Annotated in this window: 17 protein-coding genes and 1 tRNA gene; 11 read left to right on the forward strand and 7 right to left on the reverse strand. The window is 66.3% G+C overall.

Annotated features, from left to right (window positions below):
• Positions 1 to 83 precede the first annotated feature (83 nt).
• Positions 84 to 743: a peroxiredoxin gene (locus tag QX132_RS25600; protein ID WP_315737673.1), complete on the forward strand. Its 660-nt coding sequence runs from the start codon at positions 84 to 86 to the stop codon at positions 741 to 743.
• A 17-nt stretch (positions 744 to 760) separates the two neighbouring features.
• Here QX132_RS25600 and QX132_RS25605 read toward each other — a convergent pair whose 3' ends face one another.
• The 5 genes from QX132_RS25605 to QX132_RS25625 all read right to left on the reverse strand — a co-directional run bounded on the left by QX132_RS25605 (position 761) and on the right by QX132_RS25625 (position 4,639).
• Complete coding sequence (locus tag QX132_RS25605) at positions 761 to 1,111, reverse strand: type II toxin-antitoxin system RelE/ParE family toxin (RefSeq protein ID WP_316163198.1); 351 nt, start codon at positions 1,109 to 1,111, stop codon at positions 761 to 763.
• A 29-nt stretch (positions 1,112 to 1,140) separates the two neighbouring features.
• Positions 1,141 to 1,425, reverse strand: a complete 285-nt coding sequence (locus QX132_RS25610; RefSeq protein WP_316163239.1) for a type II toxin-antitoxin system ParD family antitoxin — start codon at positions 1,423 to 1,425, stop codon at positions 1,141 to 1,143.
• 83 nt (positions 1,426 to 1,508) lie between these two features.
• On the reverse strand, positions 1,509 to 1,910 hold the full coding sequence (locus QX132_RS25615; RefSeq protein ID WP_315717693.1) for a DUF2177 family protein: 402 nt from the start codon (positions 1,908 to 1,910) through the stop codon (positions 1,509 to 1,511).
• Positions 1,911 to 1,982: 72 nt separating this feature from the next.
• Positions 1,983 to 3,950: a DEAD/DEAH box helicase gene (locus tag QX132_RS25620; RefSeq protein WP_316163199.1), complete on the reverse strand. Its 1,968-nt coding sequence runs from the start codon at positions 3,948 to 3,950 to the stop codon at positions 1,983 to 1,985.
• Positions 3,951 to 4,132: 182 nt separating this feature from the next.
• Positions 4,133 to 4,639 (reverse strand): Spy/CpxP family protein refolding chaperone, encoded by a 507-nt coding sequence (locus QX132_RS25625; RefSeq protein WP_315737670.1) that lies wholly within the window; start codon positions 4,637 to 4,639, stop codon positions 4,133 to 4,135.
• 112 nt (positions 4,640 to 4,751) lie between these two features.
• On the opposite strand from QX132_RS25625, the gene QX132_RS25630 reads away from it, so the two are divergent.
• From QX132_RS25630 to QX132_RS25655, 6 genes are all read left to right on the forward strand, one after another.
• The gene (locus QX132_RS25630; RefSeq protein ID WP_315776578.1) at positions 4,752 to 5,264 is read left to right on the forward strand and encodes a DUF6789 family protein; all 513 of its coding nucleotides are present in this window, start codon (positions 4,752 to 4,754) and stop codon (positions 5,262 to 5,264) included.
• An 897-nt stretch (positions 5,265 to 6,161) separates the two neighbouring features.
• Positions 6,162 to 8,246 (forward strand): hydantoinase/oxoprolinase family protein, encoded by a 2,085-nt coding sequence (locus tag QX132_RS25635; protein ID WP_316163200.1) that lies wholly within the window; start codon positions 6,162 to 6,164, stop codon positions 8,244 to 8,246.
• 1 nt (position 8,247) lies between these two features.
• Positions 8,248 to 9,906, forward strand: coding sequence for a hydantoinase B/oxoprolinase family protein (locus QX132_RS25640; RefSeq protein WP_315776580.1), 1,659 nt, complete (start codon positions 8,248 to 8,250; stop codon positions 9,904 to 9,906).
• Between the two features lie 275 nt (positions 9,907 to 10,181).
• Positions 10,182 to 11,183: a TRAP transporter substrate-binding protein gene (locus QX132_RS25645; RefSeq protein WP_316163201.1), complete on the forward strand. Its 1,002-nt coding sequence runs from the start codon at positions 10,182 to 10,184 to the stop codon at positions 11,181 to 11,183.
• Positions 11,176 to 11,781 (forward strand): TRAP transporter small permease, encoded by a 606-nt coding sequence (locus tag QX132_RS25650; RefSeq protein WP_315776582.1) that lies wholly within the window; start codon positions 11,176 to 11,178, stop codon positions 11,779 to 11,781. Before QX132_RS25645 ends, QX132_RS25650 begins: the two co-directional genes overlap by 8 nt.
• An 88-nt stretch (positions 11,782 to 11,869) precedes the next feature.
• Entirely contained in the window at positions 11,870 to 13,174 is a 1,305-nt protein-coding gene (locus QX132_RS25655; protein WP_316163202.1) for a TRAP transporter large permease subunit, read from the forward strand.
• 6 nt (positions 13,175 to 13,180) lie between these two features.
• Here QX132_RS25655 and QX132_RS25660 read toward each other — a convergent pair whose 3' ends face one another.
• Positions 13,181 to 14,884, reverse strand: a complete 1,704-nt coding sequence (locus QX132_RS25660) for a methyl-accepting chemotaxis protein (RefSeq protein WP_316163203.1) — start codon at positions 14,882 to 14,884, stop codon at positions 13,181 to 13,183.
• Positions 14,885 to 15,010: 126 nt separating this feature from the next.
• Between QX132_RS25660 and QX132_RS25665 the strand changes: the two genes are divergently transcribed.
• Positions 15,011 to 16,456 (forward strand): deoxyribodipyrimidine photo-lyase, encoded by a 1,446-nt coding sequence (locus tag QX132_RS25665; RefSeq protein WP_316163204.1) that lies wholly within the window; start codon positions 15,011 to 15,013, stop codon positions 16,454 to 16,456.
• Between the two features lie 72 nt (positions 16,457 to 16,528).
• A complete protein-coding gene (locus tag QX132_RS25670) occupies positions 16,529 to 16,834 on the forward strand; it encodes a histone (protein WP_315776586.1) in 306 nt (101 codons plus the stop codon).
• 240 nt (positions 16,835 to 17,074) lie between these two features.
• Here the strand turns inward: QX132_RS25670 and QX132_RS25675 are convergent, their stop codons facing one another.
• Positions 17,075 to 17,518, reverse strand: a complete 444-nt coding sequence (locus QX132_RS25675) for a hypothetical protein (RefSeq protein WP_315776587.1) — start codon at positions 17,516 to 17,518, stop codon at positions 17,075 to 17,077.
• Between the two features lie 223 nt (positions 17,519 to 17,741).
• On the opposite strand from QX132_RS25675, the gene QX132_RS25680 reads away from it, so the two are divergent.
• Positions 17,742 to 18,002 (forward strand): hypothetical protein, encoded by a 261-nt coding sequence (locus tag QX132_RS25680; protein ID WP_315737659.1) that lies wholly within the window; start codon positions 17,742 to 17,744, stop codon positions 18,000 to 18,002.
• A 116-nt stretch (positions 18,003 to 18,118) separates the two neighbouring features.
• Positions 18,119 to 18,195: transfer RNA gene (locus QX132_RS25685), tRNA-Arg, on the forward strand.
• The last annotated feature ends 57 nt before the right edge of the window (positions 18,196 to 18,252 follow it).

Consider the following 18,252-nt stretch of genomic DNA (forward strand, 5'->3'; position numbering starts at 1 on the left):
CGTCAGCCAGTTCCCTTCCGCGGCGGCATTTCCTATAGTGTTTAGAAGATTTATTCCCGCCACCTGTACTGAAAGGGACTGCCATGGCTCTCCAGATCGGCTCCACTGCCCCGGACTTCGAGGCAGACACCACCGAAGGCAAGATCAAATTCCACGACTGGATCGGCGACAGCTGGGCCCTCTTGTTCTCGCATCCGAAGGATTTCACCCCGGTGTGCACCACCGAGCTCGGCGCGCTGGCGCGGCTGAAGCCGGAGTTCGACAAGCGCGGTGTCAAGCTGATGGGCCTGTCGGTCGACCCGGTGGACAACCACGCCAAATGGTCGGAGGACATCCGCGAGACGCAGGGCGCGGCGCCGAACTATCCGATGATCGGCGACACCGACTACAACGTCTCCAAGCTCTACGACATGCTGCCGGCGGCGATCTCCGGTGATCCGTCCAAGCGCACCGCGGCCGACAATCAGACCGTCCGCAACGTCTTCATCATCGGACCCGACAAGAAGATCAAGCTGATCCTGGTCTACCCGATGACCACCGGCCGCAACTTCCAGGAAATTCTACGCGTCATCGACTCGCTGCAGCTGACGTCAAAGCACCGCGTCGCCACCCCCGCCGACTGGAAGCAGGGTGAGGACGTCATCATCGCCGGATCGGTGTCCGACGACGAGGCCAAGACGATCTATCCGAACGGCTGGAAGGCGCCCAAGCCCTATCTGCGCGTGGTGCCGCAGCCGAAGTGAGTGCTCGAGCGGCCAGTTCATTCGCCCTTCTCGGATGGGAAGGGCGAATGCCGCCGCAGGTCCATACGGTCATGCAGGATGCGGCCGATCTCGATGATCCCACGGCCACCCACGCGGTAGAGCAGCAGATGGCGCCCAGCGCGGCCGTGTCGTGCGACATGAAGTGTGCGAACGCCGTGCATGATCTCATCTCGAGCCCTGGATCCCGCAACATCGGGACCATACGCTGGTTCTCCGATCGCGCGCAGCAGCGTGTCCCGGTACACTTCGGCCTGACGGCGACCGAAGTTCTCTACCGTCCATTTCAGGATATTCGCGAAGTCGAGCTCTGCGACGGCACTGAGACGAACTCTCCACGTCTCCTCCATCGTCAGATGCTCCCGTGCGGGCGCGGCGATCAATCGGCGCGGCTGATAAGTCTGTCCGAGAGGCCGTAGAGGTAGGCTTGAAGCTCGTCCATGCTGGTGAACTCCTTGAACTCGCCGCGATCGAGCGCAGAAAAACCGGCCTGCGCGGCCTCGCGCAGGCCGTTCAGCCGTGCAGCATCTTCGGCCTCGCGCTGCTCGATCAAACGCAGCCCATCGCGCAGCACTTCAGTCGCGTTCTGGTACCGGCCGGACTCCACCAGACCTTGGATGATCTTTTCCTGATCGTCCGTCAGAACGCGGTTTCGTACCGGCATCGCAAGGCCCATTGCGTGAGTTATAGGCTCACTATGCCACGGGCGACGGCTTCTGTCGCCAGGCTTCCAGACCCAGGAACGTGCTAGCCCCGTGGCGTCGCCCAGTCCGCGATCAGCAGCCCGAGTGTCGCCGACACCGCAGTCACGAACACGCCCCAGCTGATGTCGACCGCCACCACCGCCCAGGTCCACTGCTTGAGCATCGCCAGCGACGTCAGCTCGAAGGTCGCGTAGCAGAACAGCCCGAACAGCGCGCCGTAGAGCAAGGTCGAGCGCCATGTCGCGTCGGCCGTCCCGCTGACGAAGATGAGCACGCCCACGACATAGAGCAGATAGAACAGCACCGCCGGCACGGGACGGATCTCGCCCAGCATCTCGCCGACCTGCGACTGGAAGAAGCCCCTGGCGACGACACTCAGGAACGGGATGTCGAAGCCGAGCAGCACGGCCAGCGTCGCGAAATACAGAACGGCGTACCGGCTCATGCGCGGCTCCTCCCTGGTGGCTCAGCTGCCGATAACGCGGAGCGACGGCAGCCCCCGCCTGGGCCGGGCCAATCAGCCGCGGCGTTTGGCCTTGGCCTTCTTTCCACCCGGCGCCTTCGCCCGCGAGGGTCTGTCTGAATACGTCTGTCCGCCGTGGCTGGACTTGTCGCGATGCTGCTTTTTGTTCGCGAACGCCGGCTGTTGGCCGGGTTTCGCCGGCCCCTCGCGATGCGGCTTGCCGCGCGGCTTGGCGTCCCTGCCCCCGCGCGGCTCATCGCGCTGCAGCGGATGGTAGGCCGTCTCGTCCGCCTCGCGCCGCGGCGGCCGCTTTTCGGCGCGCGGCCTGTCCGGCGACGCCGGCCCCGAGGGCGCGCCCGCCAGCGGCTCGATCCGGATATTGTCTTCCTTGTCGGGACGACGGATGTTCGCAGTGAAAGCGTCGGCGACGCGCGCGGCGATCTCGAACTCGGTCGTCGTGTCCTGGATCTTGATGGCGCCGATGTCGTGCTTGTCGATGCCGCCGCGGCGGCAGATCATCGGCAGCAGCCAGCGCGCTTCCGCATTCTTCCTGCGTCCGATCGCCGCCCGGAACCAGACGCTCGGCTCGCCCATGCCGTGGCGCGCCGACGGCTTTCCTGTCTTCGTTCGGGGCGACGGTGGCCGCTCCTCGCCGCGCGCCGGCCTGACGGTATCGCGACCGCGATCCTCGCGCGCACGGCCACGATCCTGGCCTGGATCGAGAATGTCCTCGGGCGACGGCAGCCGCGCGCGATAGAGCCGCGCCAATGCGGCGGCGATGTCCTCGGCCGACCGCTCCGCCAGCAGCGCCTGCGCGAGCGCCAGATCCTCCGCCGTCGTCTCCTCGGTGAACACCTGGTCGTGGAGCATGCGCTCCTGATCGAGCTTGCGGATCTCATCCGCCTGCGGCGCGGCGCCCCACGCGGCCTCGATGCCGGCGAGGTTCAGCAGCGTTTCCGCGCGCCGTCGGCGGGCCGGCGGCACCAGGAGCACGCTGACGCCCTTGCGGCCGGCGCGGCCGGTGCGACCCGAGCGATGCTGCATCACCTCGGGATCATTCGGCAGCTCGGCGTGGACGACGAGGTCGAGCTTCGCGAGATCGATGCCGCGTGCTGCGACGTCGGTTGCCACGCACACCCGCGCGCGCCCGTCGCGCAGCGACTGCAGCGCCGTGGTCCGCTCGTTCTGGGTCAGCTCACCCGACAGCGCGACGACGGAAAAGCCGCGCTCCAGCAGCGCCGCCTGCAGATGGCGCACCTTCTCGCGGGTGTTGCAGAACACGATCGCGCTCGGCGACTCGTAGAAGCGCAGCACGTTGACGACCGCATGCTCGACATCGTCGGCGGCGATGCGGATGGCGCGGTACTCGATGTCGGCATGCCCGCCTTCGTCGCCCTCGACCTCGATCCGGAAGGCGTCGTCCTGATACTGTTTGGCCAGCGCGACGATGCCGCGCGGGAAAGTCGCCGAGAACAGCAGCGTCCGGCGCGTTTCCGGCGTGGTCTCGAGGATGAACTCGAGGTCCTCGCGAAAGCCGAGATTGAGCATCTCGTCGGCCTCGTCGAGCACCACGGCCTTCAATTCCGAGATGTCGAGACGCCCGCGCCGCAGATGATCGCACAGCCGCCCGGGGGTGCCGACGACGATGTGGGCCCCTGCCTCCAGCTCGCGCTGCTCGCGGCGCGGATCCATGCCGCCGACGCAGGAGACGATGCGCGCGCCCGCGTGCTGATAAAGCCATGCGAGCTCGCGCTGGACCTGCAAGGCAAGCTCGCGCGTCGGCGCCACGATCAGCGCCAGCGGCGCGGTGGCCCGCTCGAACCGCTCGGCCTCGCCCAGCAGGTTGTTCGCGAGCGCCAGCCCATAGGCCACGGTCTTGCCCGAGCCGGTCTGCGCCGAAACCAGGAGGTCACGGTCGACGGCGTCATGCGCAAGCACGGCGAGCTGTACGGGCGTCGGAGTCTCATAATTGCGCTCGGCCAGAGCGCGGGCGAGCGGCGGATTCGTCGTGGGAAAGGACAAGTGACCGGAAACCTCGTTTCGATCCGGCTGCTTTACGCCATGCCGCGCCGGAACACGAGGGCCGTGAACGGTCAAATCCTGTCCTGCTCAGTGCGCCCAGCCGGGCCGGGCGATACCGATGGTCGACGGCCGCGCGGCCCGGAAGATGCGAGACGCATGGCCACCGCTGCGCCAGATCTCGGCTACTCGTCGCTCCACGGCCAATGCCAGTGACGCCAGCCCCAGTTGCGCGGACCGCTGGCGTCCATGGCCGCCTTCTGCTTGTCATCGAGCGAGTCGTAGAGCGCCTGAAACGCCGGCCGGACGATCTTGATCGCCTGCTGCATCGTGTCGAGGCGCTGCTCCGCCAATGCGAGGCGGTCGGTCGCCTTGACCGGCGGCGTCGCCGGGCAGTCCTTCGTGATCAGCTCCGCCGCCTTGGCCGATGCCGCTTTGAGATCATCGAGCCGCGCCCGCTGCGCGTCGTTCGGCTTGATGGCGGCCTCGATCTGCGACATCCGCCATTCGGCAAATCCGGCCATGCGGGGATTGCAGAGGAAGCCGAAGCCCCGGCCGCCCATCATCCCGGGCCCCATCATCATGCCCGGGCCCCACCCTGGCCCGCCCGCGCCCGGCTGGGCAAAGCCCGGTGCGGCGGTGACGGTGACGATTGCGGCCGCGAAGACCAGCGCGCGTGGATCTAATCGCATAGCAGAACTCCTTGACGTCGTACCAATGAGTTTGCGCAAACTAAGCGAGCGGCGAGATCGCATGCTTGAGCGAGATCAACGAGCCACGGACGAGCCATGGCGAATAGAGGAGATGACAACGATCCGCAGCTATCGCTGGATATGGACGTCGGCGGTCGCATCGGGCTGCGGGACGCTGGCGCATATCGGCCTGATGGAGCTCAAGAGCCGGCTTCACCTATTGCCGCAGTTCGATCCCGCCTCGGCGCTTCTCGACACGCTCTCGCCCCTGTTCGCCCGAGCGATGCACGATGGGGCGCCGCTATGGTTGCTGTCGCAGCTCAACGGAGCCTTCCTGATCGGCCTGCTGTTCGGCCGCTTCTTCCACCGCCTGCCCGGCGGCAGCGGCGTCGCCAAAGGCTTCCTGCTCGGGCTCGCCGGCTGGGTGTTGCTCGGAATCGGTTTGTTTCCCGCCATCGGCCTTGGACCGTTCGCAACGTCGCTCGGGCTGGGCGCCGGCCCGGCGCTGTTTTCGCTGGCGATGGTCGAGGCGTACAGCGTCGTGCTGGGCGCCGTGTATGCGGCCCTGCAGAGACCGGATCCGAAGGCCGAGCTTCGCCGAGTCGGAGAAAGCGATCACGTCTGAGCGCCGCCGTCTCGGCTACTTCGAAAAGACCGAAATTTTTCGCTTTCGTTTTCTCGTAAATCATGTATGATCCGCGTCGTCCTGCCCCATGCAGAGGGACGTACGCGTCGTCACGAACGTCGGGTGCGGGATGCGGTGGCCGCAGTCATGCCGGACGCGCCTTCGGCGCGGACGACTGGCATGATTGCGGACGCGAAGTCGCAGCGTCCTGACACCCCGATGCTGGTGTTACGTTCGCGACGGCGCTCGAGGCGCCGCGCGGATCATGGTGGCCAACACGCTCGGCGCACCAGGGAGACTGCGTATAAGCGTGAAGACATCGCGCAGGGAATGCCGGTTGATCGGCTTTGCCTGTGGTACCTGCCGCCTGCATTTTTTTTCGCAGGCGGGCCATGGGTGAGGCCTTCACCCGGCATTCCCTGCACCCTCTCGTTTTGCAGAGGGTAAACAGGCCGCAGAACTCGGGCTGCTCATGCCGCGGGAATGCGAACGCACGTCTTCGAGATGCTCCCCACGCGCTCCGATCTCCGCTGTCGTCCCGGACAAGCCACGGCGCGCGTCAGCGCGACGCGGCGCCGATCCGGGACCCATACTCCACGGCGGATATGATGTGGAGGGTGTCAAACGATCGGCCTGCCCCAAACCGCTCCCTGGGGTTATGGGTGCCGGCTTTCGCCGGGACGACAGCGGAGCATGTGAGCAGCACTGAACGCGGCGTCGTATTCAATGCTGCTAGCAAACAACCGCCCCACGATCAGCAAGGTTGCGCGCCCATCGCACCGCGACCTCAAATCCGCACCGCACCAAACGCAGAGCAGCAAGCTGCATCTCCGCTGGCGCAATGGCATAGGAATTGCTGAACTCGCACATCAATTCGTCGCTTGCGGAGACCATCGAATGCTTGAAGGAGCCGAAGTCCGGCTGGCCGTCGATATCGGAGGCACGTTCACCGATATCGTTCTCGACATCGGCTGTCAGCGCCGGACACGCAAGCTGCTGACCACGCCGGCGCAGCCCGAGCAGGCCGTGCTCGACGGCGTCAGCCTCATTCTTGCCGACGCGAAGGCTCGCATCAGCGACATTGACGTCTTCATTCACGGCACCACGCTCGCGACCAACGCCATCATCGAGCGCCGCGGCGCCAAGACCGCGCTGATCGCCACTTCCGGCTTTCGCGATGTTCTGGATATTGGAACCGAGAGCCGCTACGACCAGTACGATCTCTCGATCGACAAGCCGAAACCGCTGGTGCCGCGCTCCCTGCGCTTCACCGTGCCCGAGCGCGTCGATGCCCACGGAGACGTCAGGCTGCCGCTCGACGAAGCGGCGGTGCGTGCGCTGGTGCCGCAACTGCGCACGCTCGATGTCGCCAGCATCGCCATCGCCTTCCTCCACGCCTATGCCAATCCCGCGCATGAGCGCCGCGCCGCAGAGATCCTGGCCGAGGACATGCCGGGCGTTTCGATCACGCTTTCCTCGGCGGTCTGTCCCGAAATCCGGGAATACGAGCGGACGTCGACCGCGGTCGCCAACGCCTATGTGCAGCCGCTGATGGACAGCTATCTCGCCCGCATGGAGCAGGCGCTGCAAGTCGAGCAGTTCCGCGGCGCGATCTATCTCGTCACGTCGGGCGGAGGCGTCACCTCGATCGCGACCGCGCGGCGCTTTCCGGTGCGCCTCGTGGAATCCGGCCCGGCGGGCGGCGCGATCTTCGCCGGCCAGATCGCCGCACGGCTCGGCGAGCGCAAGGTGCTGTCGTTCGACATGGGCGGCACCACCGCGAAGATCTGCCTGATCGAGAATTTCGAGCCGGAGAGCTCGCGCGTGTTCGAGGTCGATCGCGCCGCGCGCTTCCTCAAAGGCTCGGGCCTGCCGGTGCGCATCCCCGTCATCGAGATGGTCGAGATCGGCGCCGGCGGCGGCTCGATCGCGCGGATCGACGCAATGAAGCGCGTCACCGTCGGCCCGGAGAGCACCTCCTCCGAGCCCGGTCCTGCGTGCTACGGCCGCGGCGGCCAGCGTCCTGCCGTGACCGATTCCGACGTCGCACTCGGCATGATCGATCCCGATGCGTTCGCCGGCGGCACCATCAAGCTCGATCCCGAGCTGTCGAGACAGGCCCTGCTCCGCGACGTCGGCGCGCCGCTCGGCCTCGATGCCGAGACCGCGGCTTATGCGGTGCATGAAGTCGTTTGCGAGAACATGGCGAGCGCGGCGCGCGTCCACGCCGTCGAGCGCGGCGCCGTGATTGGCCAGCACACGCTGATCGCGTTCGGCGGCGCCGCGCCGCTGCACGCCGCCCGCGTCGCCGAGAAGATCGGCGTCGCCAGGGTGATCGTGCCGTCCAACGCCGGCGTCGGCTCGGCGGTTGGTTTCCTCGCCGCGCCCATCGCCTACGAGCTGGTGCGCAGCCGCCATGCCCGGCTCGATGATTTCGATACGGCGCTCGTCTCCAGCCTGCTGCAGGAGATGGCGGACGAGGCGCGTGCGCTGGTCGAGCCGGGTGCGGCTGGAGCTGCGGTGCGCGAGCGCCGCGCCGCCTTCATGCGCTATGTCGGCCAGGGTCACGAGATCAATGTCGAGCTGCCGAACCGCCCGCTCACCGCGCACGACCTGCCAGCACTGCGCGCCTCGTTCGAGGCGGGCTATGCCGCCTTGTTCGAGCGCCCGATCCCCGGTGCAGCGATCGAGGTGCTGAGCTGGTCTGTGCTCGCGACCACGGACGCGCACCAACCGCCTGCTGTCGCCGAGGTGCAGCGCAAGCCCGCGGGGCAAGCCGCCGGCCATCGCAAATTCTTCGACGGCCGCGCCGGCCGCTTCGTCGACATCCCGCTGTATCGCCGCGAGCAGATGATGCCGGGCGCCGTCATCGCGGGACCGGCCGTGATCGCCGAGGACGAAACCTCGACCTTCATCTCCAACAGTTTTGACGCACATATCGACGGTGCGGGCAGCATCGTCATGGAACGGAAGGCGGCCTGAGATGAGCCAGTTCCAAGCGACGAGCCTGATCGACCTGCAGATCATGTGGCACCGGCTGATCGCCGTGGTCGAGGAGCAGGCCCAGGTGCTGCTGCGCACCGCCTTCAGCCCGATCGTGCGCGAATGCGGCGACCTCTCCGCCGGCGTGTTCGACCTGAAGGGCCGCATGCTGGCGCAGGCCGTCACCGGCACCCCCGGTCACGTCAACTCGATGGCCGAGTCGGTGAAGCACTTCATCACGCATTTCCCGATTGCGACGATGAAGCCGGGCGATGCCTACATCACCAACGATCCCTGGATGGGCACCGGCCATCTCAACGACTTCGTCGTCACCACGCCCTGCTTCAAGGACGGCGAGCCGGTCGCGCTGTTCTCCTGCACCAGCCATCTGATGGACATCGGCGGCATCGGCTTCGGCCCCGATGGCACCGACGTATTCATGGAAGGACTGTACATCCCGATGCTGAAGCTGATCGACCAGGGCGTCGTCAACGAGACGCTGATGGCGATGATCAGAGCGAATACACGCCTGCCGGTGGACACCGAGGGCGACACCTACTCGCTCGCCGCCTGCAACGATGTCGGCTGCCAGCGCCTGGTCGAGATGATGACCGAGTTCGGCATTGCCTCGCTCGATGAGCTCGGCGACTACATCTGCGACCGCTCGCGCGAGGCCGTCCTGGCCGAGATTGCCAAGCTGCCCAAGGGCACCTGGCGCAACGAGATGGTCGTCGACGGCTACGACGCGCCGGTGACTTTGAAGGCAGCGCTGACGATCTCGGACGACGGCATCCACGTCGATTTCGACGGCACGTCGAAGGCCTCGAAATTCGGCATCAACGTGCCGCTGTCCTACACCACGGCCTACACCGTGTTCGGGCTCGGCTGCGTCGTCGCCTCCGCGATCCCCAACAATGCCGGCTCGCTGTCGCCGCTCACTGTGTCAGCGCCATCGGGCGCGATCCTCAATGCGCCGAAGCCCGCGCCGGTCGCCTCGCGCCATGTCATCGGCCAGATGCTGCCCGACGTGGTGTTCGGCTGCCTGCGCCAGATCATCCCGGAGCGCGTGCCTGCCGAAGGCACCTCCTGCCTGTGGAATCTCAATGTGCGCGGCCAGACCCGCTCCGGCGCTGGCGGCAATTACGGATTCTCGATGGCGGTGACGAGCAATGGCGGCACCGGTGCCCGCTTCGACAAGGACGGGCTGTCGGCGACCGCGTACCCCTCCGGCGTGCGCGGCACGCCGGTCGAGATCGCGGAGACGCAGACGCCGCTGATCTTCTGGCGCAAGGAGCTGCGGCCGGATTCCGGCGGCGCCGGCCGCACCCGCGGCGGCCTCGGCCAGATCATCGAGGTCGGCAGCGGCGTCGATGCGCCGTTCGACATCCTCGCCGCCTTCGACCGCATCGATCACCCGCCGCGCGGCCGCGACGGCGGCCACAACGGCCAGGCCGGCTATGTCGGGCTCAAGTCAGGAAAGAAGCTGCGCGGCAAGGGTTTCCAGACCGTGCCGCCGGACGACCGGCTGGTGGTGCTGACACCCGGCGGTGCCGGCATCGGCGATCCCAGGGAGCGGGCCGCAGAGCTGGTGCGGAGCGATGTCGAGAGCGGACTGGTGTCGGCGGACAATGCAGCAAAGCTCTACGGACAGGCGCGGTGAGATCTCATGCCCGCCGGAACATTTGTGGCCTCATGGTTCGAGACGCGTCGCAAGGGCGACGCTCCTCACCATGAGGGTTTAGTACCGCGATCGATGCTGCACATTGACCATGAGAAAAGTCCTCATGGAGAGGATCAGCATCTTGCCGCGCAACGTACCCTCATCCTGAGGAGCCCGCCGCAGGCGGGCGTCTCGAAGGATGGCCGCGAGCATAGTGCTCGCCCAACCTTTTTCGATCTCATGCAAATAGCTCAGCAACGAACCCGGAGACACTCATGATCACGCGACGGACGTTCACGGCAGGTGCAGCTACCCTGCTCGCAGCCAGCCATGTCTCAACGAGGGCACGCGCCGCAACGACGACCTGGGACATGTCCACGGTCTGGCCCGACGGCAACTTCCACACCCAGAATGCGATGGCCTTTGCCGAGGAGGTGAAGAAGCAGACGGGCGGTGCGGTCAACATCACCGTGAAGGCCGGCGGTCAGCTTGGCTTCAAAGGGCCTGAGCATTTGCGCGCCGTGCGCGACGGCCTGGTGCCGCTGGCGGACGTGCTCAACATCCAGCAGGTCGGCGACGAGCCGTTCATGGGTGTCGAGAGCATCCCGTTCCTCGCCGGCTCGATGGACGAGCTCAAGGTGCTGCACAAATATGTGCGGCCCGAATATGAGAAGATCGCGGCGCGCAACAACCAGAAGATCCTCTACATCGTGCCGTGGCCGACGCAATATCTGCACCTCAAGGCCAAGGTTTCCGACGTCGCCGGGCTGAAGAACATCAAGATCCGCGTGCCCGACAAGAACGCGGTCGACATGCTCAACGCCATCGGCATGGCCGCTGTCATGATCCCCTGGGGCGAGACGATCCCGGCGCTGGCCTCGGGCGCCGTCGCCGGCGTCTCGACCTCGTCGGTATCGGGTGTCGACGGCAAGTTCTGGGAGTTCCTCAAATACGTCTACCCGACCAACCATGTGTGGTCGTCGCAGATGCTCAACGTGAACCTGGATTCCTGGAAGGCGCTGGCGCCCGAGCAGCAGACAATCATCACCGACATCGCCGCGAAGATGGAGCCGACCTTCTGGGCCAACTCGGTCAAGGCCGACGTCGACAGCCTCAACCGCCTCAAGGAAGGCGGCATGGAAGTCGTTGCGGTCTCCGACGCCATGATGACGGAAATCCGGACCAAGACCGCGCCGCTGATGGACGCCTTCCTCAAGCGCGTGCCCGCCGCCGAAGCGCCGGTGAAGGCCTATCTCGCCGAGATGAAGCGTGGCTGAGGGTCTCGTCACGCCGTCGCCGCGCGAACAGGTGAGCCTCAACGCAGCGGCGCCGGCGCCGCTGCGCATCCTGCTCGACGTCATCGACCGGCTTGGCCGGCTCGACGGCTGGATCGGCGGCGGCTGCCTGCTGACGCTGACGTTGCTGATGCTCGCCGAGGTCACGACGCGGGCGCTGTCGAACGTGCTGCCGTTCTTCCCGCCGACGATCTCGATCGCCTGGGAGTACTCGTCCTATCTGATGGCGGCCTCGTTCACCTTCGGCGCCGCCATGACCCTGCGGGTCGGCGGCCACATCCGCGTCGTGCTGCTCCTGAAGAACGTGCCGGCGCCGCTGCAGCGCGCGATGGAGGTGCTGGCGGCGGCCGCCGGCTTCGCCTTCATGGCGTTCCTGACCTGGGCGATGACGAAGTTCGCCTTTGGCTCGTTCATGCGCGGCCAGGTCTCGACCTCGAGCGACACACCGCTGTGGTTTCCGCAGGCCGTCGTCACCTTCGGCATGCTGCTGCTGACCCTGCAATTCCTCGCGCGTGCAATCCAGGCCGCGCTGGGGCTGCCCGTGGAGGATCACCGGATGAAGGCCTCGCCGGTCGAATGAAAACATCCTCCCTCCGTCATGCCCGGGCTTGTCCCGGGCAGCCACATCCCTTCCCGCCCGCCCCACTCACCGCGGACTCCGTCGCCTCATGACCATCGAAGTCATCGCCCTGTTCGCCATCCTGTTCGCGCTGCTCGCCGGCGGCCTGTGGATCGGGTTGACGCTTGCCTTCACCGCAACCCTGCTGCTGGCGATGTTCCGGTCGATCCCGCTCGACAAGCTGCTTCCGCAATATGCCTGGAACATCCTGACCACCCAGGAGCTGCTGGCGCTGCCGCTGTTCATCCTGATGGGCGAATTGCTGTTCCGCACCCGGCTGTCGCGCTCGCTGTTCCAGGGCCTGGCGCCGTGGGCCGGCCTGCTGCCGGGCCGCCTGCTCCACGTCAACGTCATCGGCTGCACCATCTTCGCCGCGATCTCCGGCTCGTCGGCGGCGACGACGCAGGTGATCGGCCGGATGTCGCTCAACGAGCTGCTGCGCCGCGGCTATTCGCGCGACATCGCGATCGGCTCGCTCGCCGGCGCCGGCACGCTCGGCTTCCTGATCCCGCCGTCGAACATCATGATCATCTATGGCGTGCTCGGCGACGTCTCGATCCTCAAGCTGTTCACCGCCGGCGTGCTGCCGGGGCTGCTGCTGGCCGGCACCTTCATGGGCTGGGTGATGCTGCATACGACGCTGAGGCCCGCCATGGTGCCAAAGGCGGAGGCGCTGCTGTCGCAGGTGCCGTGGGCGGAGCGCTTCGCCGCGCTGAAGGACCTCGCCCCTGCCCTGTTCCTGATCGCCTGCGTGCTCGGCTCGATGTATGGCGGCCTCGCCACGCCGTCGGAGGCCGCCGCCGTCGGCGTGCTCGGCGCGGCGCTGGTCGCCTATTTTCAGGGGTCGATGTCGCTGCAGGTGGTGCGCGACGTGATGATCGGCTCGGTCATCACCTGCTCGATGATCGCTCTGATCGTGCTCGGCGCGTCGATCCTCGGCAACGCCGCCGCCTTCCTCGGCATCCCGCAGGCAGTCGCCGCCTTCGTCAAGGGGCTCGGCCTGTCGCCGTTCATGCTGATCGCCGTGCTGATCGTGTTCTACCTGATCCTCGGCTGCTTCCTCGACGGCTTCTCGATGATCGTGATGACGCTGCCGATCGTGCTGCCGATCGTGAAGGGCGCGGGCTTCGACGAGGTCTGGTTCGGGATCTTCCTGGTGCTCGCCGTCGAGATGGCCCAGATCACGCCGCCGGTCGGCTTCAACCTGTTCGTGATCCAAGGCCTGACGGAGGACGGTCTCGGCTACATCGCCCGCGTGACCGCCCCCTATCTCATCATCATGGTCGCCTTCGTGCTGCTGCTGACGCTGTTCCCGGGCATCGTGACGATCCTGCCGCGATTGCTCTACGGGTAGCGCTTGTCAGGCCGCGCGCATGTCGTCGAGGAACTTCTGCACCTCGGCCTTCAGCCGCAGGCTCTCGCCGGACAGCGCCTGGGCGGACGCGAACATCCGGTTGGAGCTTTCGCCGGTCTCGCCCGCCCCGCGCGCCGCGCTGCGGATGTTCTCGACGACCTCTGCGGTGCCGGTCGCGGCCGAGCGGACGCTCTGGGTGATGTTCTGCGTGGCGGCGCGCTGCTGTTCGACGGCGGCCGAGATCGAGGCGGCGATCCCGTTGATGCGCTCGATGGTCGAGCCGATCGCCTTGATGGCGTCGACCGACTCCTGGGTCACGGTCTGCATGTTGGCGATCTGGCTGGAGATCTCCTCCGTCGCCTTGGCGGTCTGCCCGGCCAGGGTCTTGACCTCCTGAGCGACCACCGCGAATCCGCGGCCGGCATCGCCGGCCCGGGCTGCCTCGATGGTGGCGTTGAGCGCCAGCAGGTTGGTCTGCTCGGCGATCGAGGTGATCAGCTTGACGACGTCGCCGATGCGGTTGCCGGCGTCGGACAGCTCCTTGATGCGCTGGTCGGTCGCGGTCGCCTGGTTGACCGCCTCGGCGGCGATGGCGTTGGACTCCTGCACGCGACGGATGATCTCGGCGATCGAGCCGGACAGCTCGTCCGAGGCAGCAGCCGCGGTGCGGACGTGCTCGGAGGCGGTTTCCGAAGCGCCGGCCGAATGACCGGACAGGTCGGCGGTGGTCCGCGCGGTCTGGGTGAGCTGGCGCGCCTCGCGCTCGAACTCGCCCGACGAGGTCAAGACGTTCTCGATGATGCCGCCGATGCTGGCCTGGAACGAATCGACGAAACGCTGCAGCTCGGCCTTGCGCTGCTCGACGGCCGCGGCGGCCGCAGCCGTCTGCTCCTCGCGCATCCGGCGCCGCTCGCTCGCGGCACTGCGGAACACGACCAGGCTGCGGGCGATCTCACCGATCTCGTCGCTGCGGTCATCGGACTTGATCGCAACGTCCTCGCGGCCCTCGGCGATGGCGGTGAGCGCGTCGGTCACCGCGGCGAGAGGCTTGGTGACGCGGCGTACCGCCAGCATGGTCAAGCCGAGCACCAGCAGCGCGGCGATCGCAGCCGCGACGACCATGGTCCGCATCGCCTGCGACAGCATGGCGTCGAGCTCGGCCATGGGCACGCCGACATACAGAATGCCGATCACCTTTCCAGCCGGATTGGTGACGGGAAAATAAGCGGTCATGAACGACTTGCCGAACAGCGTCGCGGGGCCCTTGTAAGCCTCGCCGCGGCGCAGCAGCGCCTGCGCCGGATGATCCGCGGCAAGCTGGGTGCCCACGGCGCGGTCGCCATTCTCCTTCTTCACGTTGGTCGAGCGGCGGACGAACTGGCCGCTGTCATCGACCACGAACAGCGTGGCGCTGCCGCCGACATAGGACACCGCGCGATCGACGATCGCGTGATCCTTGATCTCGGGAATCGCCGTAATCTCGATGCGCGTAACGACGCCGTTCTGCACGCTGACTTTCGCGTCCTTGAACGTTTCGGTGAACGTCAGCGCAAAGGTGCGAAGATTGCCTTCGATGTCGCGCTTGGCGCGGTCGGCGAAGTCAGAGGACAGCGACCAGTACGCTGCGCCGACGACCAGGGCGGTATTCAGGGCGATCACGACAACGGCACCGATCAGCGCCTTGGTGCCGAGCTTCAATTTGACGGACACGTCATAAACCTTCCAGGGGAACTGCAACTGAATCTCAAAGTGCCCGTAGTTCGTTTCAAAGCAGTTATTTTCCGGAGCGTAGAATACCGGAACTCTCTATAAAAACGGCAGTAAGATACCCTGATCATGTCCTCCTCCCCCATCATCGTGTGGTTTCGCGAGAGCCTGCGGCTCTCTGACCACCCCGCGTTGTATGAAGCAGCAAGGTCGGGCACTCGGATCGTTTGTAGTTACGTCCACGATCAGGAAAGCCCTGGGTTGCGTCCGCTCGGCGGCGCGACGCGCTGGTGGCTCGCGCAATCGTTGCGCGCGCTCCAGGCCGAACTACATGCGCTCGGCGCCGACCTCGTGATCCGGCGCGGATCCGCGGCCAAGGTGCTCGGCGAGCTGGCGCGCCAAACCAGGGCCAGCGCAGTGTATTGGAACGATGTCGCGCAGGCCGGCCCCCGCGCCGTGGCTGCCGGCGTCGAAGCAGCACTCGCCGAGATCGGCGTCTCTTCACGCGTGTTTCCCGATGACCTTCTGGTCGATCCGGCCGAGTTGCGCAGCAAGGATGGACGCGGGCCGCGCGTGTTCACGCCGTTCTGGAAGCGCGTGCTCGCTCTGGGTGATCCGCCGAAGCCGCTGCCGCGGCCGGCCCGGCTGTCGCACGCCCCCGGCGGCGCGAGCTTGCCGATCGACGAGCTCGCGCTCGAGCCGCGCAAGCCCGACTGGGCGGGCGGCCTGCGCGCGTCATGGCAAGCCGGCGAGCGCGCGGCACAGGCGCGCCTCGCCAGCTTTCTCGAAACGGCCGTTCAGACCTATGCCGCCGATCGCGACCGGCCCGACATCGAGGCGACCTCCCGGCTCTCGCCGCATCTGCGCTTCGGCGAGATCAGCCCGCGCCAGGTCTGGCATGCGGCGCGATTTGCCGCCGCCGAGCGTCCGGCTTCCGCGGCCGGCATCGACAAGTTCCTGAGCGAGCTCGGCTGGCGCGAGTTCAGCCGCCACCTGCTCTACAACAATCCCGACCTCGCAACCCGCAATCTGCAGCCGGCCTTCGATGCTTTTCCCTGGGCGCAGGATCATTCAGCGCTGCAGGCCTGGCAGCGCGGGCGAACCGGTTATCCGATCGTCGATGCCGGGATGCGCGAGCTCTGGCATACCGGAAGCATGCACAACCGCGTCCGTATGGTGGTCGCCTCGCTGCTCGTGAAGCACCTTCTGATCGACTGGCGGCTCGGCGAACAGTGGTTCTGGGACACGCTGGTCGACGCCGACCCGGGCAGCAATCCGGCAAGTTGGCAATGGGTTGCAGGATCGGGCGCCGACGCCGCGCCGTACTTCCGCGTCTTCAATCCCGTGCTGCAGGGCGAGAAGTTCGATTCTCACGGGACCTATGTCCGCCGCTGGGTCCCGGAGCTGGCACGCCTGCCGGCCGCGCTGGTCCACCAGCCCTGGGCGGCAAAGCCGCTCGAGCTCGCGGAGGCCGGGGTTGCACTCGGCCGCACCTACCCGGCGCCGATCGTGGATCACAAGCCCGGGCGGGAGCGCGCGCTGGCGGCTTACGCGAGCTTGCGCACAAGTGATTAGTTGGGGTGCGCTTTGACAGCACGGAGAATCCAGCTATCGTCGCAGGGTTTCCAACAAATCGGGGGACCCGATATGGACGACACTCCACTCTCTGATCCGACCGTGACCGAGACCAGCATGCCCGCCGAGGCGCCGAAGGATCCGGTGATCACGACGGCACCTAAGGCCCGGCGAGCGGCCAAGAAGACCGCGAAGAAGACCTCCAAGAAGGCTGCACCCAAGCGGGCCGCCGCCAAGGCCAAGAAGGTCGCGACCAAGAAGTCCGCCAAGAAGACTGTGAAGAAGACCGTGAAGAAGGCGGCCAAGAAAGCTGCGAAGAAGACGGCCAAGAAGGCCACCAAGAAAGCGGCCAAGAAGACGAAGAAGGCCAAGCGCTGATTCTGCTCGGCCCAGCCTGAAGGCAGGCGATCGGCTTGCCCGGCCGACTCGGCGAAACAATCCAGTGCCCGGTCGTGGGGACAATCTGGCGCTGGATTGTTTCGTGAGATGTGGTCCGGATGCCGGCCCGGAACCACGATCCGGTGTCCAGGGCATAACGCAGCAAACATGCTGCAACCCGGCGGGACGATCGGAGCCGTCGGAGAGGTCAGGCCGGCGTCTCGAGGAGGAACGTCGTCCTCACCAGACGTCAGGACAGGGGTCGACGATCTTCCAGAGCTCGATGCCGTTCTTGATCCGCTTCATCTCGGTGGTGAGCCCGCCGTTGCGCCGGATCCAGTCCTTCACCGAATCGGGGTAATAGGACATCAGCTCGGACGTCCCCTCCACGCTGGTGACCTTGATGCCGAACGTGAACGCCTTGTCGTAATAGGCCTGGTGGAAGCCGAGGCTGGCCCTGGGCGTGACGCAGATCCTGTTGAGCGGCACCAAGCCGAAGACGAGCGTGCAGGCCGAATTGCAGATGCCGTCGATGATGACGCGCTGATGCGTTTCCCGGATGTGCTTGTACTTGGCCTTGTACTCTTCGATGTAGCCACCATGATCGCGCGTAATGTGCAAATCCGCACGCGCCGGGCTAGCGGCGACCAGCAGGAGCACGACGCTTGGGATCAGGCGATTCATGGATCGGACGGCAAACCCGGTCTTTTCTGGCGCTGTCGCGACAACGCCTCGAGCCAAATGCACGACGGCACTTGCCGGACCTTGTCATGGTCTCCTTAAGCATGCGGAAAAGGCCAAAATTTTGACGAACTATCGCCTTTTGCGCACCCTTTCCGCCACTTCCGCGTTAGGCTACCGGCCAGACGGCCGGCCTTGACGTCGTTTTCCGGAGAAGAGAAAAGTCATGAGCAAGCTCGCATCCCTCGCCGCCGCCTTGATCGTGTCAACTGCCGCCCTGGTGCCCGCCACGTCCGAGGCACGCAGCCATCATCGGCATCATCGCCACCACTACGGGCTGCCCTACGCCATCAGCTTCCTGCACAATTATGGCCCCGGCCCGCTGCCCGGCACCTTTGCGTTCTATGACGGTCCTTCCACCAACCACTGCTACCAGAGCTCGGCCGCCTATATCGGCCAGGACCGACGCCGGCATCCCTGCTTCTGATGCCATCCGGGGACGCTGAGCCAGCTTCGGCGAACGACCATTCATGCGCGGCGGAGGCTGGCCTTGCCCATCCAAGTCTGGTATCCCGGTGACGCGGGAGATTTGGCCCGCACCGCGCGCTCGTAGCTCAGCTGGATAGAGCATCGGATTTCGATTCCGAGGGTCGGGAGTTCGAATCTCTCCGAGCGCGCCAGCCATCACCCGACCCAGCACTCGACCCTTGAGCCCGTACCACCCGACGCTGCGGGCG

It is taken from the genome of Bradyrhizobium sp. SZCCHNRI20481 (assembly GCF_032485055.1).
GTDB lineage: Bacteria > Pseudomonadota > Alphaproteobacteria > Rhizobiales > Xanthobacteraceae > Bradyrhizobium.